This is a genomic window from Sutcliffiella rhizosphaerae (assembly GCF_917563925.1).
GTDB classification, from domain to species: domain Bacteria; phylum Bacillota; class Bacilli; order Bacillales; family Bacillaceae_I; genus Sutcliffiella_A; species Sutcliffiella_A rhizosphaerae.
The window spans coordinates 79669-97912 of the sequence record NZ_CAKJTJ010000002.1; the positions used below are offsets into that span (position 1 = coordinate 79669).

Genomic DNA, 18244 nt, shown 5'->3' on the forward strand with positions numbered 1-18244 from the left:
ACAGTCGGGCTAAGCCTTTACACACTTAGCCCTCCCTCCTTATCGCTTCAGATTGACAAGCTCTTGTAAAATTTCATCGGAAGTTGTAATGATTCGAGTATTTGCCTGAAATCCCCTTTGAGCTGTGATCATTTCTGTAAATTCTTCAGAAAGATCCACATTGGACATTTCAAGAGTACCTGAGATGATGGATGCTGCACCGTTTTGACCAGGTCTGAACATCTCATCTAATTGCAGTCCATCACCATTTTTGTCCATACTACCAGAGTTATTGGATTGCTGGAAAAGGTTCTCTCCCACCCTTTCTAACCCGGCATCATTTGGAAATTTAGCAAGCATTAATTGGCCAGCTACCTTCAAGTTTCCATTTTGATCAATAAAGTTGACTTTTCCATCCCCAGTAATACTAAAGCTTCTAGCATTTGGCGGAATTTGGATTAGGCCAGCGCTACCGCTTAATGAGTCAGTCCAAGTTGGCATTTGAATCATTTCTGCTGTTGCTACATAATTTTCAAATGTTCGGTAAGCAGTGTCAAGATTTGTTTTAATATTTTGAGCATAGTTTACTAAGTTTGAAAGATCATTTACATTCGCATTTGCAGCTGTTGGGATAGTACCCGTATAATTTTGTACGACAGGATCGTTTAATCTGTATACGACCTCCCCAGTATTTGTAATAAAGTTATCAATGGAGACATTAAGTGCAGTTGCTGCACCTCTGAAAGAATCTAATTCTCCTGAATAAATATTGGAGTAAAAATCATTGAATTGAGTCGCTGCATTATCTCTCGCTGATTCCGCTGCCTGAGCTGCTGCCAGTAACTGCGGATCATTACCACCGGCTTCCGTGTTCGCTTTCTCTGCATCCTCAAATGTTCGCTGCGCTTCTAAAAATTTCATAGAGAGATCTAAAAACCTATTCGTATCATTGCGGAAGTCTCTGTACTCATCAAAGAAAATTTCACTTGCATTTAAGGCAGCGTTTGATGCTGCTATTATATTATCATTAGGAATACGTTTTTCTCCTGTTTCTCCTATCAGATACATTCCATTTGCATTTACTAGGTATCCATTATTATCCAAGTAAAAGTTCCCTGAGCGCGTATAATTAAGAGATACTGCAGCATCTATTGATCCACCCAGGATACGATTATCGCCATAAGTAGTATTGGAATCTACGTTTACTCTAGTGATATCAGAGATGGTTGCCACTGCAAAGTATCCGTCACCAGAAAGGGCAAGATCAAGTGGTCGCGCAGTTGTTTGTAAAGATCCTTGTGTTTGAATCGTATCAATGGAGCTAATCATTGATCCAAGCCCCACTTGCTTCGCATTAGTTCCACCTCTACCTGCTGCTGGCCCACTTGCACCAGATAACTGCTGAACCATCATTTCTTGGAAGGTAACTCTACCTTTCTTAAAGCCGTAAGTGTTGACATTAGCAATATTGTTTCCAATTACATCCAGCTTAGTTTGGAAGTTTTTTAATGCTCCGATACTTGAATACATGGAACGTAACATGATTTATTCCCCCTTGTTTATTTTAAAATGATTGTGGGTATTGTTTATATAAAGTTGTTATTGAGAGATTCTCGTAATAGCATCTAAAGGAATCTTCTTACCAATAAACAGCTCATTATTAAGAGTAAGATACGTTTTACCATCTTTAGTCAACACAGATTCTACTGGTGCCATATCAACAGATTGTCCATCAAAAGTAACGGAAACTTTTTTTCCGATCAGATGACTTGCTGAAAGCAGAGAAAGTTGAGAAGAGGGCAATGACTCCTCAGAATGCTTTACTTTCGTAATCTGTTCCACCGCAATTTCACTACCATCATTCATTACAAGTCTCGCTTTGCCATCAACCATGGAAATACTTGAAACAAAACCTGACTTTGTCTCTACAACCATCTCTCCATCCACTTCTTTAACATCTTGCCAAGAAAGATTTACACCTAGATATTGCTGAAGAGAAAGTACATTCATTTTGTTTTGATTGCTAATGAATCCTTCCATGCTTTTATTCAAATTGGTCATCTGTTCGAGCGAGGAGAAATTTGCCATCTGTGCAATAAATTCTCGATCCTCCATCGGATTAAGGGGATCTTGATTTTGAAGCTGAGCAATTAATAGACGCAGAAAATCGTCTTTTCCCATTATATTGGTTGATCGTTGCGATTCCGTTTGGCGATTGCTGATAAATAAGTCGGAAGAAATCGTGTTTGTCATGTATCTTCACCTACATCTTTTATTTCCAATTCTTCTAAAAATACGTCTTCAAAGGATTTTGCTTCTTCATCCTTTTTCTTATCTTGAGATTGTGATTGTTTGGATTGATATGGTTGATCATTAGGGTTATTCTGCTGTTGGAAAACTCTTTGTTCTTGACCTTGGAACACCACTTCCAATTTGTCTACATTTACATTTGATAAAGCTAGATTTTGCTTCAGGTTGCTAATCGTACTTTCTAAAAGGGAAGCAGCAGATTTGGAATGGACGATAAGCTTTGCCAGTAATCCCTGAGGACTATCCTGGAGTTTAATATGTAATGTTCCAAGATGATCAGGATTTAATCTAATCGTCATCGTTTGGTTTCCATTTACAAACTTAATATTGCTTTTTCCCAATATTCCTTCAAGTCTTTGTAATAACTGCTCTTTTGCCCTTTCACTTGTTGAAGTATCTATTGTCCATTGAATCGTCGCCTGTTTAGGTTGCTGCAAAGTACTCAACTGTACTGATCCATTTTCTACAAAAACTGCTTCCGTCGTTGAGAAATGAAATGGATTTGGTGCTGTATTTTGTTGGGCAAGGATTGGTTTTCTTTCAACAAGAGTTTGCGAATCTAGTTTTCTTTCAATTAAGGTCATCAATTCATTCAGATTGGACGTTTCTTTAGCAAGTTTTTGATCACTTTTACTATTATCTTCTAATTTACCAACGATGTTTTTCATCAATTGAATTACACGTTCTGATAGATTAAAATACTGTTCTATCAATTTTTGATTGTCAATTGATCCATTTTGTTGGATAGGAGCAGAATTTACTGTAATGCTTTCCATCATTAGAATTATGTCTTCAAGAGCGGAATAATAATCCTCAGACAGAAGTTCAGTGGCATTTTCTACATTCTCATTCGCTAATGTTTGAATATTATTCAAAAAGGAAAGTTGTAAAAAGAGCAATTCTTCCATTTCTTTCGTCATGACTTCCATAACATCAGGGAGATGTGACGCTTCATTAAAAACTAAAGCACTTTTAGCATCAACTTCGCCTGATTCACGAGATAATAAATTAGCAGATAATAAGGATTGAAACATCCTTGACGCTTCTTGAAAAGAGTTTGTTTCCGTTTTTTTCCCTTCAGATTGCATGGTGTCACCTGAACGGACAGTTCCAATGTTTCCTGTTACAAAAAAGTTCAAACAGCTCATTCCTTTCTGCAAACCCTATTCTTCATTAGCTAATAATGTGGTGAATCTGGCTGCCATTTGAGGCTCTATCTGACCGAGGATAGAAGATGCTTTGGCTGTGCTTAATTCTTTAAAGATAATTAATGCCATCTCTTCGTCAAGCTCTTGTATTATTTGGGCTGCCTTTCTTGTCGACATCCCTTCATAAAGTTTTGCCAACTCTTTTGTCGATGCCTTGACTTCTTGCTGCTCATTTTCAAGTGTTGCTATTCGCTCATTTGCTTGCTTTAATTGAGAAAGCAATTTTTCAATCTCCCTTTGTTTTTCACTTACCTCCCTTTCGAGGAGAATTACTTCTTGGGGAGAACTCACTGTTGCTTCCTTTTCCTCATCACTTGTATTGATAATTGGTTCATCATCTTTTTCTTCTTGGATCGTAGCTGTTTCTTTTTTCTCTGGGACAAAAGCTTTTGCCATTTCAAAAACGTTTTGCCCTTGATAAGTGAGATAGCCAAGAATTAGGATAGAAACGAACATAAGGGGTATAATAAACAAATATAAAATTTTTTGCATAAAGGTACTTTTAGTTTCTTCCACATCATTTTGTTTTTCTTTTTTCATGATTCCACTCACCTATTTGTGTGCTGCGAATATTGAAGAATGGAGAGTTCATCAATAAATGTTGCTTCCGTTTTGGAATCTATTTCTTTCCAATACCGCTTCTCTTTTTCTTCCAACACTTCATATTTTTTAAATTCAACCGATTGTTCTTTGAGCTTTTCCTCTTTCAAGTTCATAAATGCCCTAGCATGGTTGACTTTCTTTTGCTGGTGAAATAGATTCTTTTCTAAATTCCCCATAAAAAATTGCTGCTGTTTTAGTTTTTCAATAGGGATACCTGTTTGTAATTGGGTTTGTAAATGTTCTTCCAACAGTTCTTTCTTTTTTAATAACTCATACAAGGCTTTACCTTCTGACTCAAAATTGGAAATCGCTTGTCGGTACTCAGAGCTTGCTTGATTTTTTTCTGCATTTTTCACAACAAGAATCTTTTCGAGTCTTCCCCTTTTTAAAAGCATTTAATGCACACCTACTTCATTAGGTTGATAAGTTCTTTCTTGGTCTCAGAAAACTGCCACTTGTTCTCAACTTCTTGTTTTAAAAATTGAATAATAGAAGGAAAGGCAGTGATAGCATCATCTATTTCTATAGAACTTCCTCGCTTATAAGCACCAATGTTTATCAAGTCTTCCGCCTGATAATATTTAGATAATTTTTCTCTTAACAATTCGGCAGCTTGTTTATGATCCCTCTCTACAATATTGTTCATCACCCTGCTTACACTCTTTAGAACATTGATTGCTGGGTATTGTCCTTTATTTGCCAGTTCCCTATCCAATACAAAATGGCCATCGAGTATTCCACGAACAGTATCTGCTATTGGTTCGTTCATGTCATCTCCATCCACTAGCACTGTATAAAAAGCGGTTATCGAACCGTATTTATTCGTTCCAGTCCTCTCTAAAAGTTTAGGAAGCATGGAAAATACGGAAGGGGTATAACCTTTCGTTGTTGGTGGTTCCCCTACCGCCAAACCTACCTCACGCTGAGCCATAGCAACCCTCGTTACGGAATCCATCATCAGCATGACATTATAGCCTTGATTTCGGAAAAATTCGGATATCGCTGTTGCAGTATAGGCCCCTTTAATTCTCATTAAAGCTGGTTGGTCGGAGGTTGCCACTACAACAATGGACCTTTTTAATCCTTCTGGTCCAAGATCTCTTTCTAAAAAATCCATTACCTCTCTGCCACGCTCACCGATAAGAGCTATTACATTTATATCTGCCTTAGAATTTCTGGCAATCATCCCGAGAAGTGTACTTTTCCCCACTCCACTCCCGGCAAAGATTCCTACGCGTTGACCTTTGCCGACTGTTAGTAAACCATCTATCACTTTCACGCCAACTTCAAGCTCTTCTGTTATAGAAGGACGGCTCATCGGATTAGGTGGTGCTTGATCTGTTGCAAATTTCTTTAATCCATGTGGGAGATTTATATCGTCATCGAGCGGATTACCTAATGCGTCTAATACCATCCCTCTAAGTTCTTCGCCAATTCTAACTTCCAATGAATTATTTGTGGCCTCTACCATACATCCTGGTCCTATTTCCTGTATGTCAGTAAAAGGCATAAGGATGACATGATCATCCCTGAAGCCAACCACTTCAGCTTGAACAATTTTTTTCTTTTTCTTGCTTATGATGATATTGCATACATCACCTATCGAACTTTCTGGCCCTTTTGATTCAATCATTAATCCAATAACTCTTTTGACTTTGCCATATCTTTTATAGGAATTGATCTCATCTACTTCCTTTATTAACTCTTCCACAGTAATCATGATTTAGACTCCATATTCACCAGCTGCAACAAGTGTTCTTTGATTTCTTGTAATTGAGTTTGTAAAGAAACATCCATCCTACCTGCCGATGAATCAATCCAGCATTCCCCTTTGGAAAGCTCTGTGTCTGGATAAATTACTAAATCATATTGACTATTAAGTACACTTTGGAGTTGTTCTTTGTTCTGTATAAGATAAGGGAAATCTGAAGGGCTCGTAAAAAGCTTTACTTCTTCTTTTTCTTTCACTTCTATTAAAGCTGCTTGTACTAACTTAGTAAAAGATGTTGGATCTGAATCCAGCGTCTTACCTAGAATTTTCTCTGCAACTTTCATACTAAGTGCCACAATGGACTCTATGGAGTTATCTAACTTTTTGTGATGTTCTTCTTTTGATAACTCCAAAATCTCTTTTGCTTGGTTGATGATAAAAGCATTTTGGTCAAATGCCTCTTTTTTCCCAACTGTAAATCCTTCATCGTACCCAATCGCATATGCTTGTTTTTGTAAATCTTCTTTTTCGTTTTTCCAAGCTTTTTTATCATTTTCTATGGTTGTTAAAGTATTTTGTTTATCTATTTCTGCTTGCTCTAAAATTTTTGAGGCTTTTCGTTCTGCTTGTTCAATCAAATTATTAATATGCTCTATCGATAAACTGCCTGCTTCCTCTTCCTCTGACCTTTTATTGGCAGTGAATATAGGAGCAACCTTGATGGAAATTGTTTCTCTTGACAATTCCTGTAAGCGGGAAGATTTAATTAGCCTAGACAATGATGTCATCCCCTCCACCACGTGCAATTACTATTTCTCCTGCCTCTTCAAGCTTACGGATAATTCCTACAATTCTTGACTGAGCTTCTTCGACATCCTTAAGTCTGACAGGTCCCATATACTCCATATCATCCTTCATGGTTTCTACCATTCTCTTAGACATATTTTTGAAAACAATGTCTTTAACTTCCTCACTTGCAACTTTTAGTGCCAGCATTAAGTCTTCATTTTCAACATCACGAATAACTCGCTGTATAGCCATATTGTCCAAAGTGACAATATCTTCAAAGACAAACATACGTTTCTTAATTTCTTCTGCAAGCTCTGGGTCTTGTATCTCGAGTGAGTCTAGTATTGTTCTTTCTGTACTTCTATCAACTTGGTTTAACACCTCGACTACTGCATCAATACCACCAGTATTTGTATAATCATGTGTTACAGTCGTGGAAAGTTTCCTTTCCAAAATCTGTTCCACTTCATTGATAATTTCTGGGGAAGTACTATCCATTACAGCAATCCTTTTTGCAATATCAGCCTGAAGCTCTTGTGGTAGTTCAGATAATATCTGACCTGATTTAGTTGGTTCAAGGTAAGATAATACAAGAGCTATCGTTTGTGGATGTTCATTTTGAATAAAATTTAATATTTGAGATGCATCAGCTTTTCTTGCAAAATCAAAAGGTTTTACTTGTAAAGATGAAGTTAATCTAGTAATAATGGCTGCAGCTTGATCTTTCCCTAGCGCCTTTTCCAAAACTGTTTTAGCATAGCCTATTCCACCTTGAGAAATATAGTCTTGTGCAAGCGCAATTTGGTGAAACTCCTCTAAAATGTCTTCTTTAATATGAGAATCCACTTTTCTAACACCACTAATTTCAAGTGTCAGTTTTTCTATTTCATCTTCAGATAAATGCTTATAAACAGAGGCGGAAACATCCGGCCCTAGAGAGATTAATAATATGGCAGCCTTTTGTTTGTTTGAAAACGTTTTGGATTGACCTACTTTTGCCAATTACTTCTCCCCCTTCCTTTTTACTCTGATAACCAGGAACGGAGTAACTTTGCGAACTCATCCGGTTTATCCTTTGCTAGTTTTTCTAACTGTTTTTTGCGAACCGAACTCTCTGATTCTTTTTCATCATGTATATCTGGAACCGCTACTGGAATCAATTCCTCTTCAACTGATAAAACTTCCTTTTCCACATCTGCTGCTCGTCTGTTGCGAATCAATAAGAACAGGAGTAATAGAATAATTGCTAGTAGGATTCCTGCTACTACAAAAATCCACATTGGAATACTCTCGGATGGTGTATCTTCCATATCTACCTTTCCAAAAAACGGTTGAACAGACACCACTACTTTATCATCTAAGTTCAATTCTTCTTGATCTGCAGGAAGCATATTCTTATCAATGGTCGTACGAACAACTGTATTTAGTATTTGCCTTATATCATCCACTGTATTTGCCTGAAGGCTAAGAGGGTCATCTGCTATTGGCGGTTCAACCATTACTTGTATTCCCAGGTCTCTTACTTTATATGGACTTTCAACAATTTCCTTTCTGATTCGATTAACGTCATTGTTGATTCTCTCTTCGATTCTTTCGTAATCGCCACTTCCTGTTCCTCCGCCAGCAACATAAGCAGGAACATCTGCTTCGCCAGTCCCCGGTACTCCTCCTGCGATATCATCACTACCTGTATACGTTTCGGTAATTCTTTCAATACTTACCGCAATGCCTTCCATATTTTCTACATCTACAGGAAGTACTTCATCTTCAGCTCTCGTTTCTTGTGTAAAGTCTATATCTGTTGTTACAGAGACAATTACTTTGTTATAACCCATCATCATGCCAAGCATTTGATGGACCTGCCTTTGTAGATCCTTCTCTATTTGTTTCTTTAATTCCAATTGAGAAGCAGCAGTGAATACATTTCCAGAGTTTTGACTATTTTTGTAATCAAAATACTCAAAGTTCTGATTCATAATGACGATATTATCTGTTGAAAGATTAGGAATACTTTTGGAAACTAAATGATACAGTGCATCAATCTGTTGTTGATCAAATTGATAACCTGGTGCATTATGAATAACAATCGATGCAGATGCTTCTCGGGTAGATTCCCTAACAAACACACCTTCTTCAGGTAAATTCAACATTACTTGTGCATTAGCAACTCCATCTATACCCTTCACCAGGTTTGCCAATTCGGTTTGCATAGCATCCAATTTCATAATTTGAAATTCATTATCCGTCATACCAAATCCAGATCTTTCACCAAAAAAACTATAATCAATACTACCGCTTTTCGGAACTCCTTCAGCAGCAAGTTCAACTTTTAGTGAGTCTACCACTTGCTCTGGAACAAGAATGGATGTGCCATTATTCGTAATTTGCGAGGAAATCCCCCTACTATCCAATACTTCTTTTATCTGTCCTGTTTCTTGGACTGTCAAATCTTTATATAGTGGAGCCATATCAGTCTTTGATAAAAAATAAATAATAGCAATGACAGCAAAAAATGAAACAATTACTGAACTTATGATGGCTGTCTTTTGGACGCTACTTCTATTGCTCCAAAATGAAACTGTCTTAGTCTTAATAGCTTGTAATCTCTCTTTCATTCCGTCAATTCCCCCGGTTACATCTTGCAGCACATTTATGCAGTGAATAACCGCATTATTTTTTGCCGTATATCATCATCAAGCTTTCTTTTTTTAGCATCATTTAGTTTATACTTGCATTCTCATAATTTCCTGATAAGCTTCAATACCTTTATTTCTTATTTCCATCGTTAATTGCATGGCTACACTTGCCTTTTGTTGGGCAATTAATACATCATGTAGTTCGACACCTTGATTATTCACCAGTTTTGTTGTTAATTCATTAGATGCCACTTGGGAATTATTCACTTCATTTATGGCATTTTTTAAATAGGTGGAAAACTCTTGATGAACTTCCCCGCCAGATTTTTGATTTAGTTCTGTTGGTAATGTCATTGGTTGAGTAGTGGCTAACTTAGTAATCATTCTTTATCCTCCTATTTTCCAAGCTCCAAGGTTTTCATCATTAACCCTTTTGAAGCATTAAAGACTGTAACATTTGCTTCATAAGATCTTGTTGCACTCATAAGGTCAACCATTTCTTTCAGTGGGTCAACATTTGGTAAACGAACATAGCCTTCTTCGTCTGCATCAGGATGTTCTGGGTCGAATGCTAATCGGAAAGGTGTTTCATCTTCTGTAATCCTAGTAACTTTTACACCATCGCCAATCCCATTACTTGTTCCACTAGCTTTTTGCAGATACGATTGAAAACTATTTGCACGAGGAGTAGTTTCGACCATTTTTCTTCGGTACGGTTCCCATTGACCGTTTCGATATTCTCCTCTTGTCGTATCTACATTTGCCATATTAGAAGAGATAACGTCCATCCTCAAGCGCTGCGATGTCAGAGCACTTGCTGAAATATTCATCGTTTTAAACATAGACATTAGGATCTTCCTCCCTTAATGACATTTTGAAGTGATTGAAATTTTCCATTTAACTGATCAATAAGCGTATAATAATAAATCTGATTTTCTGCCATGTCCGACATTTCTTTATCAATATCAACATTGTTTCCATTATGGGAATAGGAATTAGAGGAGGTTGTTACTTTAAAAGGTTGATTTGGATTACCTTTTGAAAACTCTAAATGCCTGTTGTCTGTTTTCTTTGATTGAAGTGTTTGTCGAAGTACTTCGCCGAAATTAGCTGAAACTTCCTTACGCTTAAAATTTGGTGTATCCACATTTGCTATATTATCAGAAATAGCTTTGTGTTTTGTTCCTGAATATTGTATTCCCTTTTCCAAGGCTTGGATGGATGTCGAAAAAACCTTCATTTGTACCCCCATATAATCATTCTTAGTTTCGAATTATATATTTTTGTCGAATATTGTATGTATGGTTTTATTGTAAATTAAGGTAACCGATATGTCTATGTATCAAATGTTAAAAAAAATCGATACTTTGACTCATTTTACTCGTTAGGTATAAAGACCCATCACCTCATTCCATTATTTTCTCTTGCTCCCATTCCCCACCAAAAAAAGGGTTCGACACTACTACGAATTTTGTAGTAAAATGTCGAACCCTTTTGTTTTATTTTGTCTTAATGTGATTTTAACTTGGATAATTCCACCAAGAATTTATCATTTAGAACTTTAATATACGTACCTTTCATTCCTAGTGAACGAGACTCGATAACACCAGCACTTTCAAGTTTACGTAGGGCATTTACAATAACAGATCGTGTAATTCCCACTCTATCTGCAATTTTACTTGCTACAAGTAAACCTTCTTTTCCATCTAGCTCTTCAAAGATATGTTCAATTGCTTCTAGCTCGCTGTATGATAGTGAACTAATTGCCATTTGAACTACCGCTTTACTTCTTGCTTCCTCTTCAATTTCTTCCGCTTTTTCGCGTAAGATTTCCATACCAACTACTGTTGCACCATATTCCGCTAAAATTAAATCGTCGTCAGAGAATGGCTCTTGAAGACGCGCAAGAATTAGTGTTCCTAAACGCTCTCCTCCACCGATAATAGGTACGATTGTCGTTAATCCTGATTTAAATAAATCTTTATTTTCTACAGGGAACGCTGTGTACTCACTTTCAACATCAAGGTTGGAAGATGTTTCAGAAATGTTAAATAAGTTTTTGGTATACTCTTCAGGAAATTGACGATCTTCAAGCATCTTTATCATACGCTCATTTTCAATTTGTTGATTGATGGAATATCCCAATAATTTCCCACGACGGGATAATACAAACACATTTGCCTCGATAACATCGCATAGTGTTTCAGACATTTCTTTAAAGTTAACTGGTTTGCCTGCTGCTTTTTGTAGCATTGCGTTAATTGTTCTTGTTTTTTGTAATAATGGCATTTTCTTTCCTCCTAAAAACTGGTTCTATTATAAAATAAATTGACTTAAATCTTTATTTTTCACGATATTACCTAATTTTTCATCCACATATTGTGGAGTTATCACTATTTTTTCAAGATTGATATCCGGAGCTTCAAAAGATAAATCTTCTAATAGTTTTTCTAAGATGGTATGTAACCTACGGGCACCAATATTATCAGTTTCCTGATTTACTTGGAACGCTACTTCGGCTATTTTACGAATAGCATCGTCAGAAAATTCGACTTTTATACCTTCTGTTTCCAACAGAGCAATATATTGTTTAAGCAATGCATTGTCCGGTTCAATAAGAATTCTTACAAAATCTTCAACAGCTAATTTCGTCAGTTCTACACGAATCGGAAAACGTCCTTGTAGTTCTGGTATCAAATCGGAAGGCTTTGCAATATGAAAAGCACCGGCTGAAATAAATAATACATGGTCCGTTTTTACTTGCCCGTATTTTGTAACCACTGTAGAGCCTTCCACGATAGGCAAAATATCACGTTGGACTCCTTCACGTGAAACATCAGCTGACGAACCACTGTTCTTCTTGGCTATTTTGTCAATTTCGTCAATGAAAATAATACCACTTTGTTCTGCCCTAGTTATTGCATCTTGTGTGACTTCATCCATATCAATCAGCTTCTGGGCTTCTTCATTTGTAAGTATTGGTCTTGCTTCTCGGACAGTCAGTCTTCTCTTTTTCTTTTTCTTTGGCATAAGACTACTCAAGGCATCCTGCATATTTGTTCCCATTTGTTCCATACCCGACCCTTGGAGGAGGTCAAACATAGAAGCTTGCTGTTCTTCCACCTCAACGGTTAGATAACGGTCTTCCAATTCGCCAAGAGCCAATTGGTGAGCCATTTTTCTCCGCTGCTCGTTAATTGATACTTCTTCTTGTTTTTCCTGATCATCTGTATCATTTGCAGAAGCATTTCCGCCAAAGAACATTTCTAACGGGTTTTTATAAGAGGTATTTTTTTGTTTGCCTGGTACTAACAAATCCACAATCCGCTTATTTGCATTTTCCATTGCTTTTTCTTTTACACTTACAAGCTTTTCTTCTTTAACTAATCTCACGGAAGTTTCAACTAGGTCCCGTACCATTGATTCTACATCTCTGCCTACATAGCCTACTTCAGTAAACTTTGTTGCTTCCACTTTGATAAAAGGGGCACCAACAAGTTTAGCAATCCTTCTTGCAATTTCCGTTTTACCAACACCAGTAGGTCCGATCATAAGTATGTTTTTCGGTACAACCTCATCACGAAGGTTCCCTGTTAGCAAGCTCCTTCTATATCTGTTTCTCAGAGCGACTGCTACTGCTTTTTTAGCATTTGTTTGACCTACAATATATTGATCAAGCATTTCTACTATCTGCTTAGGGGTTAATTTTGTACTCATATCTACAACCGCCTTTTCTATAGTTCTTCTACAACGATATTGTCATTGGTATAAACACAAATCTCTCCAGCAGTTTCCAAAGCAGCTTTGGCAATTTCCCTTGCTGTCAGCTTTTCACCTGCATACTTTTTTAAAGCTCTACCTGCTGACAGGGCGTAATTACCTCCTGATCCGATAGCGAGGATACCATAATCCGGCTCGATAACTTCTCCTGTACCAGAAACAAGTAAAAGGCTTGACTCATCCATGACAATAAGCATCGCTTCCAATCTACGTAATACTTTGTCTGTACGCCATTCTTTTGCAAGCTCGACTGCCGATCGTTGAATGTTCCCATTATACTCTTCCAACTTCGCCTCAAACATTTCAAACAAAGTAAAGGCATCGGCAACTGATCCAGCAAAGCCTGCTAAGATTCTACCATTAAACAGCTTACGTACTTTTCTGGCTGTATGTTTCATTACTACTGCATTACCAAATGTAACCTGACCATCACCAGACATTGCACATTTCCCATTATGTTGGACTGCAAAAATAGTTGTAGCATGAAATGATGACATGCATTCCTTCCTCCATTCGTCCTCTTATGCACGAGGGTGAAATTGATTATACGTACGTTGTAAATGGTCTTTCGTAACATGAGTGTAAACCTGCGTCGAGGAAAGGCTGGCATGGCCCAGGAGTTCCTGTACAACCCGCAGGTCGGCTCCTTCATTCAACAGATGAGTGGCAAATGTGTGACGAAGCGTATGAGGACTAATATGTAAGGTTGAACTCGCTCTTTTTACAATATCGTTCAAAACCACTCTTACTCCACGGGGAGTTATCGCACCCCCACGAAAATTTAAGAAAAGATGTTTTGTCTGATTGGAATCTAACTGCTTTTGCAATAATTCCTTTCTACCATTTTCTATGTAGGTGGAGAGCGCGTCATGCGCATAGGTTCCAAAAGGAACATAACGTTGTTTATTCCCTTTACCTGTAACAAGTATTGTACCCAATTGAAAATCTATATCCCCAATTGTGATAGAACAACATTCACTTACACGGATACCAGTACCGTATAACAACTCAAGGAGCGCTTGGTTTCGTTGGCCTAATGCCGTGGTTAAATCAGAAACATCAAAAAGCTTCTCCAATTCCTCATTATACAAAAATTTGGGCAAAAGCTTATCGAGTTTAGGCACTGAAACTAGTGAAAAAGGGTGCTGCTCTATTCTCTTCTCTCTTAAAAGAAACTTAAAAAAGCTTCTTAAACAAGAAGTTTTTCTAGCAATGGACCTTCTTGCATACTTCTTCTGATGAAGTCTTGTCAGATACAAGCGGGCTTCATTATGAGTGACATCGGTAAAAGATGCAATCGCTTCCTCTGTCATGAAATCAAAAAATTCTTCCAAATCTTTTTGATAAAATACAATTGTATATTTTGAATAGTTTCGCTCAATTTGTAAATACTCAAGAAAAGAATTTAACGAAACATTTACATTTTCCATCGATATCACCTCACAAGGGCTACTAAATAGTATCACAATTTAGTAGCCCTTGCAATTAATCTGATTAATTTTTTACAAAATTCTGAATTGTTTCCAACGCTCTCCTAGCATGTGCTTCATTTCTTTCCTGCTTGTTTTTTATTTTAACAGGAAGATCAGGAAGCAGTCCAAAATTTGCATTCATCGGCTGAAAATTCTTTGCGTTTGTGGATGTAATATAGTTCGCCATACTTCCGATAGTTGTTTCTTTCGGGAAAACAAGTGGCTCAAGGCCTTGTACGAGACGAGCAGCGTTAAGCCCTGCAATTAAGCCCGATGCCGCGGATTCCACATATCCTTCCACTCCTGTCATTTGCCCTGCAAAGAAAAGGTCTTCTCTTTCTTTGAATTGATAAGTCGGCTTCAACAAATTAGGTGAATTGATAAACGTATTTCGATGCATGACCCCATAACGGACCACTTCGGCATTTTCTAATCCCGGAATTAATTGAATTACCTCTTTTTGAGGACCCCATTTTAAATGTGTCTGAAAACCGACAATATTATACAAAGTACCAGCCGCATCGTCTTGACGTAATTGCACAACGGCAAAAGGTCGTTTTCCTGTCTTGGGATCTTCTAATCCCACAGGTTTTAACGGTCCAAAGAGCATGGTTTTCCTACCTCGATTTGCCATAACTTCAATTGGCATACAACCTTCAAAGAAAATTTCTTTTTCAAATTCCTTCAGTGGCACTGTTTCCGCCTCAACTAACGCTTCATAAAATTTATCAAATTCCTCTTCTGTCATGGGACAGTTTAAATATGCGGCTTCTCCTTTATCATACCTTGATTTTAGATAAACGATATCCATATTGATACTGTCTTTTTCTATTATTGGTGCGGCTGCATCATAGAAATACAGATATTCCTCGCCAGTTAACATACGTAATTCCTCAGATAATGCCTTTGAGGTAAGTGGTCCAGTAGCTATGATAGTCGGGCCATCAGGAATTCTTTCTATTTCTTCATTAAATACCGTAACATTCGGATGCTGCCTCACACGTTCGGTAACTTTTGCTGCAAACTCGTGCCTATCCACTGCCAAAGCCCCTCCTGCTGGAACAGCACAATCGTCAGCGGATTTAATGATAACGGAATTTAGTATGCGCATCTCTTCTTTCAGAACACCTACAGCATTTGTTAGGTTATTAGCTCGAAGCGAGTTTGAGCATACTAGCTCTGCAAATTTATCTGTATGATGAGCTGGAGTTTGCTTAACAGGACGCATTTCATATAAGTGAACCTGAATGCCTTGATTGGCTAATTGCCATGCTGCTTCGCTTCCAGCAAGTCCAGCACCTATTACATTTACTGTCTTTGTTGTCATAGTATTTCCTCCATACACAATTTCATTATCATATTTTTAAGCAAAGGAAAAAGGGCTGACCAAACCACGAATGTGTCAGTCCCTTTTTCCTTTGTCCATTTACAGGTATATTTGTAAGTTGATTAATTCGTATAGCTTCTTCTTGGATTACTTGGGTCTTCGCTTATTTAATCAAGCTCCCAGCTATCACATCAACCATACGAACTGCAGAAAATTCCATTAAATCGTTCCACTAAAGGCAACTAGGTGGAACGATAATAAAATATAATCAGCCCTGTGCTTCTTCTTTGTAATCACACTCTACACACTGCACTTGAACACCCTTTTTAAGCTTCTTTTCTACAAGCATTGACTCACATTTTGGACATTTCCGTGCAATCGGCTTATCCCATGATAAAAAGTCACATGAAGGATACTGATCGCATCCAAAAAAGATTCTCTTTTTCTTGCTCTTTCTTTCCACTATATTTCCCTTTTCGCACTTAGGACAAGGAACCCCGATTTCTTTAACGATCGGTTTTGTATTTCGGCAATCTGGAAAGTTGGAGCAAGCCATGAATTTTCCGTACCTACCCATTTTATAGACCATTTCATGCCCACATAATTCACAGTCTTCTCCAGCAGGTTCATCTTTAATTTCCACTTCCTGCATTTCTATTTCTGCTTTTTGCAAACGCTTTGAAAATTCATGATAGAACCCATCAATGATGTTAACCCAGTTTACTTTTCCTTCTTCAACATTATCTAAGTTTGTCTCAAGATCTGCTGTAAATTCCACGTTAATGATTTCAGGGAAAAATTCTAAAATTAGTTGAATTACAATCTCCCCTAATTCTGTTGGAACAAACCGTTTATTATCAAGAGCAACATAACCCCTTTTTTGGATAGTATCCAGAGTCGGAGCATATGTGGATGGTCTACCTATCCCGAGTTCTTCTAATGAACGAACTAGCCTTGCCTCTGTATACCGGGGTGGGGGCTGGGTAAAATGCTGTTTTGAATCAACATCTTTTGAATAGACTGTATCTCCACTTTCCAAAGGAGGAAGCAAGCTTTCTTTTTCCTCCTGCTGATCATCATTTCCTTCCACATACACTTTCATGAATCCCTGGAATTTCACAGTCGAACCTGTCGCTCGAAACATCACATCATTTTGTGAAAGGTCGATACTCACAGTATCCAATATCGCTGGAGCCATTTGACTTGCTGTGAATCTTTCCCAAACAAGCTTGTATAACCGCAATTGATCTCTTGATAAAAACTCTTTTAGAGATGAAGGATCCTTTAAAATAGAAGTTGGACGTATCGCTTCATGTGCATCCTGTGCATTTGTTTTTTTCAATTCTTTCCTTACTTCATTTGAAACAAATGATTTACCATATGATTTTTCAATATATTCTTTTGCTTCATTCTTAGCGGAATCCGCAATTCTAGTTGAATCTGTACGCATATAAGTGATTAACCCGACTGTACCTTCTTTGCCAAGCTCTATGCCTTCATATAACTGTTGTGCAAGCATCATCGTCTTTTTCGCTCGGAAATTTAATTTACGGGCTGCTTCCTGTTGTAAGGAAGATGTGATAAATGGGAGTGCAGGGTTTCTTTTTCTTTCCTTCTTTGTAACGCTTTTCACTTCAAAAGCGTTACCATCTAACTTGTTCATGACTGATTGCACTTCTTCTTCTGAAGTTAGCTCAGTCTTCTTCCCGTTCACACCATAAAAACTTGCCTCAAAATCTTTTCCGTTATTTGTAGCAAACATGCTTTTAATAGACCAATATTCTTCTGGAATAAATGAGGCAATTTCTTTTTCTCGATCAATAATCAATCTAACCGCTACTGATTGAACCCTTCCAGCGCTCAATCCTTTTTTTACTTTCTTCCATAATAATGGACTGATGTTATAGCCTACTAAACGGTCAAGGATTCTTCTTGCCTGTTGGGCATCTACCACATCCAGATTGATCGGTCTCGGGTGCTTAAACGATTCTTTAATAGCATCTTTTGTAATTTCGTTAAAAACCACGCGGCAATCTGAGGTAATATCAATATCGAGACTATGGGCTAAATGCCAAGCAATCGCTTCTCCTTCACGATCGGGGTCAGCTGCTAGGAAAATTTTCTTCGCCTTCTTGGCTGCAGTTTTTAGTTCCTTTAAAACTGGCCCTTTGCCCCGAATAGTTATGTATTTCGGATCAAAATTTTGTTCTACATCTACTCCCATTTGGCTTTTTGGCAGGTCTCTAACATGACCCATTGAAGCTTTTACTTTATATTTTTTTCCTAAATAACGTTCAATCGTTTTTGCTTTCGCTGGAGATTCCACTATTACTAAATAATCTGACATCCATTAATCCTCCTCAAGAGGGTAAATTCTATGAAAAAACAACAAGGAAGAGTTTTCTCAAAGTTTTTAGCTTCTATATAAA

Annotated in this window: 18 protein-coding genes; all 18 read right to left on the reverse strand. The window is 37.5% G+C overall.

The annotated features are described in order from the left end of the window. Positions 1–39: 39 nt before the first annotated feature. On the reverse strand, positions 40–1521 hold the full coding sequence (locus LRP81_RS02390) for a flagellar hook-basal body complex protein (protein WP_230499644.1): 1482 nt from the start codon (positions 1519–1521) through the stop codon (positions 40–42). Positions 1522–1578: 57 nt separating this feature from the next. Next, entirely contained in the window at positions 1579–2232 is a 654-nt protein-coding gene (flgD, locus tag LRP81_RS02395; protein WP_230499645.1) for a flagellar hook assembly protein FlgD, read from the reverse strand. Beyond that, positions 2229–3428: a flagellar hook-length control protein FliK gene (locus tag LRP81_RS02400; RefSeq protein ID WP_230499646.1), complete on the reverse strand. Its 1200-nt coding sequence runs from the start codon at positions 3426–3428 to the stop codon at positions 2229–2231. The genes flgD and LRP81_RS02400 overlap by 4 nt, the downstream gene beginning before the upstream one ends. Before the next feature lie 24 nt (positions 3429–3452). Continuing rightward, positions 3453–4037 carry a MotE family protein gene (locus LRP81_RS02405; RefSeq protein ID WP_230499647.1) on the reverse strand — a complete coding sequence of 195 codons (585 nt, stop codon included), beginning with the start codon at positions 4035–4037 and terminating at the stop codon, positions 3453–3455. A gap of 8 nt (positions 4038–4045) precedes the next feature. Further along, positions 4046–4495: a flagellar export protein FliJ gene (gene fliJ, locus LRP81_RS02410; protein ID WP_230499648.1), complete on the reverse strand. Its 450-nt coding sequence runs from the start codon at positions 4493–4495 to the stop codon at positions 4046–4048. A gap of 11 nt (positions 4496–4506) precedes the next feature. Next, on the reverse strand, positions 4507–5820 hold the full coding sequence (gene fliI / locus LRP81_RS02415) for a flagellar protein export ATPase FliI (RefSeq protein WP_230499649.1): 1314 nt from the start codon (positions 5818–5820) through the stop codon (positions 4507–4509). Then, the gene (gene fliH / locus LRP81_RS02420) at positions 5817–6590 is read right to left on the reverse strand and encodes a flagellar assembly protein FliH (protein ID WP_230499650.1); all 774 of its coding nucleotides are present in this window, start codon (positions 6588–6590) and stop codon (positions 5817–5819) included. Before fliH ends, fliI begins: the two co-directional genes overlap by 4 nt. Further along, on the reverse strand, positions 6583–7602 hold the full coding sequence (gene fliG / locus LRP81_RS02425; protein WP_230499651.1) for a flagellar motor switch protein FliG: 1020 nt from the start codon (positions 7600–7602) through the stop codon (positions 6583–6585). Before fliG ends, fliH begins: the two co-directional genes overlap by 8 nt. A gap of 20 nt (positions 7603–7622) precedes the next feature. Further along, a complete protein-coding gene (fliF, locus tag LRP81_RS02430; RefSeq protein WP_230499881.1) occupies positions 7623–9215 on the reverse strand; it encodes a flagellar basal-body MS-ring/collar protein FliF in 1593 nt (530 codons plus the stop codon). Positions 9216–9323: 108 nt separating this feature from the next. Further along, positions 9324–9620: a flagellar hook-basal body complex protein FliE gene (fliE, locus tag LRP81_RS02435; RefSeq protein WP_263458219.1), complete on the reverse strand. Its 297-nt coding sequence runs from the start codon at positions 9618–9620 to the stop codon at positions 9324–9326. Between the two features lie 11 nt (positions 9621–9631). Beyond that, positions 9632–10084, reverse strand: coding sequence for a flagellar basal body rod protein FlgC (gene flgC, locus LRP81_RS02440; protein ID WP_230499652.1), 453 nt, complete (start codon positions 10082–10084; stop codon positions 9632–9634). Then, positions 10084–10476, reverse strand: coding sequence for a flagellar basal body rod protein FlgB (gene flgB, locus LRP81_RS02445; protein WP_230499653.1), 393 nt, complete (start codon positions 10474–10476; stop codon positions 10084–10086). The genes flgC and flgB overlap by 1 nt, the downstream gene beginning before the upstream one ends. A gap of 269 nt (positions 10477–10745) precedes the next feature. Then, positions 10746–11525 carry a GTP-sensing pleiotropic transcriptional regulator CodY gene (gene codY, locus LRP81_RS02450; RefSeq protein ID WP_230499654.1) on the reverse strand — a complete coding sequence of 260 codons (780 nt, stop codon included), beginning with the start codon at positions 11523–11525 and terminating at the stop codon, positions 10746–10748. 27 nt (positions 11526–11552) lie between these two features. Continuing rightward, positions 11553–12953, reverse strand: coding sequence for an HslU--HslV peptidase ATPase subunit (hslU, locus tag LRP81_RS02455; protein WP_230499655.1), 1401 nt, complete (start codon positions 12951–12953; stop codon positions 11553–11555). Between the two features lie 17 nt (positions 12954–12970). Beyond that, complete coding sequence (gene hslV, locus LRP81_RS02460; RefSeq protein WP_230499656.1) at positions 12971–13513, reverse strand: ATP-dependent protease subunit HslV; 543 nt, start codon at positions 13511–13513, stop codon at positions 12971–12973. A gap of 24 nt (positions 13514–13537) precedes the next feature. After that, positions 13538–14446: a tyrosine recombinase XerC gene (xerC, locus tag LRP81_RS02465; protein WP_230499657.1), complete on the reverse strand. Its 909-nt coding sequence runs from the start codon at positions 14444–14446 to the stop codon at positions 13538–13540. Between the two features lie 64 nt (positions 14447–14510). Further along, entirely contained in the window at positions 14511–15815 is a 1305-nt protein-coding gene (gene trmFO, locus LRP81_RS02470; protein WP_230499658.1) for an FADH(2)-oxidizing methylenetetrahydrofolate--tRNA-(uracil(54)-C(5))-methyltransferase TrmFO, read from the reverse strand. 268 nt (positions 15816–16083) lie between these two features. After that, a complete protein-coding gene (gene topA / locus LRP81_RS02475) occupies positions 16084–18162 on the reverse strand; it encodes a type I DNA topoisomerase (RefSeq protein ID WP_230499659.1) in 2079 nt (692 codons plus the stop codon). Positions 18163–18244 lie beyond the last annotated feature (82 nt).

Excerpts from the sequence above, each read along its gene's own strand:
- LRP81_RS02390 (WP_230499644.1), bottom strand. The coding sequence starts at position 1,521 with ATGTTACGTTCCATGTATTCAAGTATCGGAGCATTAAAAAACTTCCAA.
- flgD (WP_230499645.1), bottom strand. The coding sequence starts at position 2,232 with ATGACAAACACGATTTCTTCCGACTTATTTATCAGCAATCGCCAAACG.
- LRP81_RS02405 (WP_230499647.1), bottom strand. The coding sequence starts at position 4,037 with ATGAAAAAAGAAAAACAAAATGATGTGGAAGAAACTAAAAGTACCTTT.
- fliJ (WP_230499648.1), bottom strand. The coding sequence starts at position 4,495 with ATGCTTTTAAAAAGGGGAAGACTCGAAAAGATTCTTGTTGTGAAAAAT.
- fliI (WP_230499649.1), bottom strand. The coding sequence starts at position 5,820 with ATGATTACTGTGGAAGAGTTAATAAAGGAAGTAGATGAGATCAATTCC.
- fliF (WP_230499881.1), bottom strand. The coding sequence starts at position 9,215 with ATGAAAGAGAGATTACAAGCTATTAAGACTAAGACAGTTTCATTTTGG.
- fliE (WP_263458219.1), bottom strand. The coding sequence starts at position 9,620 with ATGATTACTAAGTTAGCCACTACTCAACCAATGACATTACCAACAGAA.
- flgC (WP_230499652.1), bottom strand. The coding sequence starts at position 10,084 with ATGTCTATGTTTAAAACGATGAATATTTCAGCAAGTGCTCTGACATCG.
- flgB (WP_230499653.1), bottom strand. The coding sequence starts at position 10,476 with ATGAAGGTTTTTTCGACATCCATCCAAGCCTTGGAAAAGGGAATACAA.
- codY (WP_230499654.1), bottom strand. The coding sequence starts at position 11,525 with ATGCCATTATTACAAAAAACAAGAACAATTAACGCAATGCTACAAAAA.
- hslU (WP_230499655.1), bottom strand. The coding sequence starts at position 12,953 with ATGAGTACAAAATTAACCCCTAAGCAGATAGTAGAAATGCTTGATCAA.
- hslV (WP_230499656.1), bottom strand. The coding sequence starts at position 13,513 with ATGTCATCATTTCATGCTACAACTATTTTTGCAGTCCAACATAATGGG.
- xerC (WP_230499657.1), bottom strand. The coding sequence starts at position 14,446 with ATGGAAAATGTAAATGTTTCGTTAAATTCTTTTCTTGAGTATTTACAA.
- trmFO (WP_230499658.1), bottom strand. The coding sequence starts at position 15,815 with ATGACAACAAAGACAGTAAATGTAATAGGTGCTGGACTTGCTGGAAGC.
- topA (WP_230499659.1), bottom strand. The coding sequence starts at position 18,162 with ATGTCAGATTATTTAGTAATAGTGGAATCTCCAGCGAAAGCAAAAACG.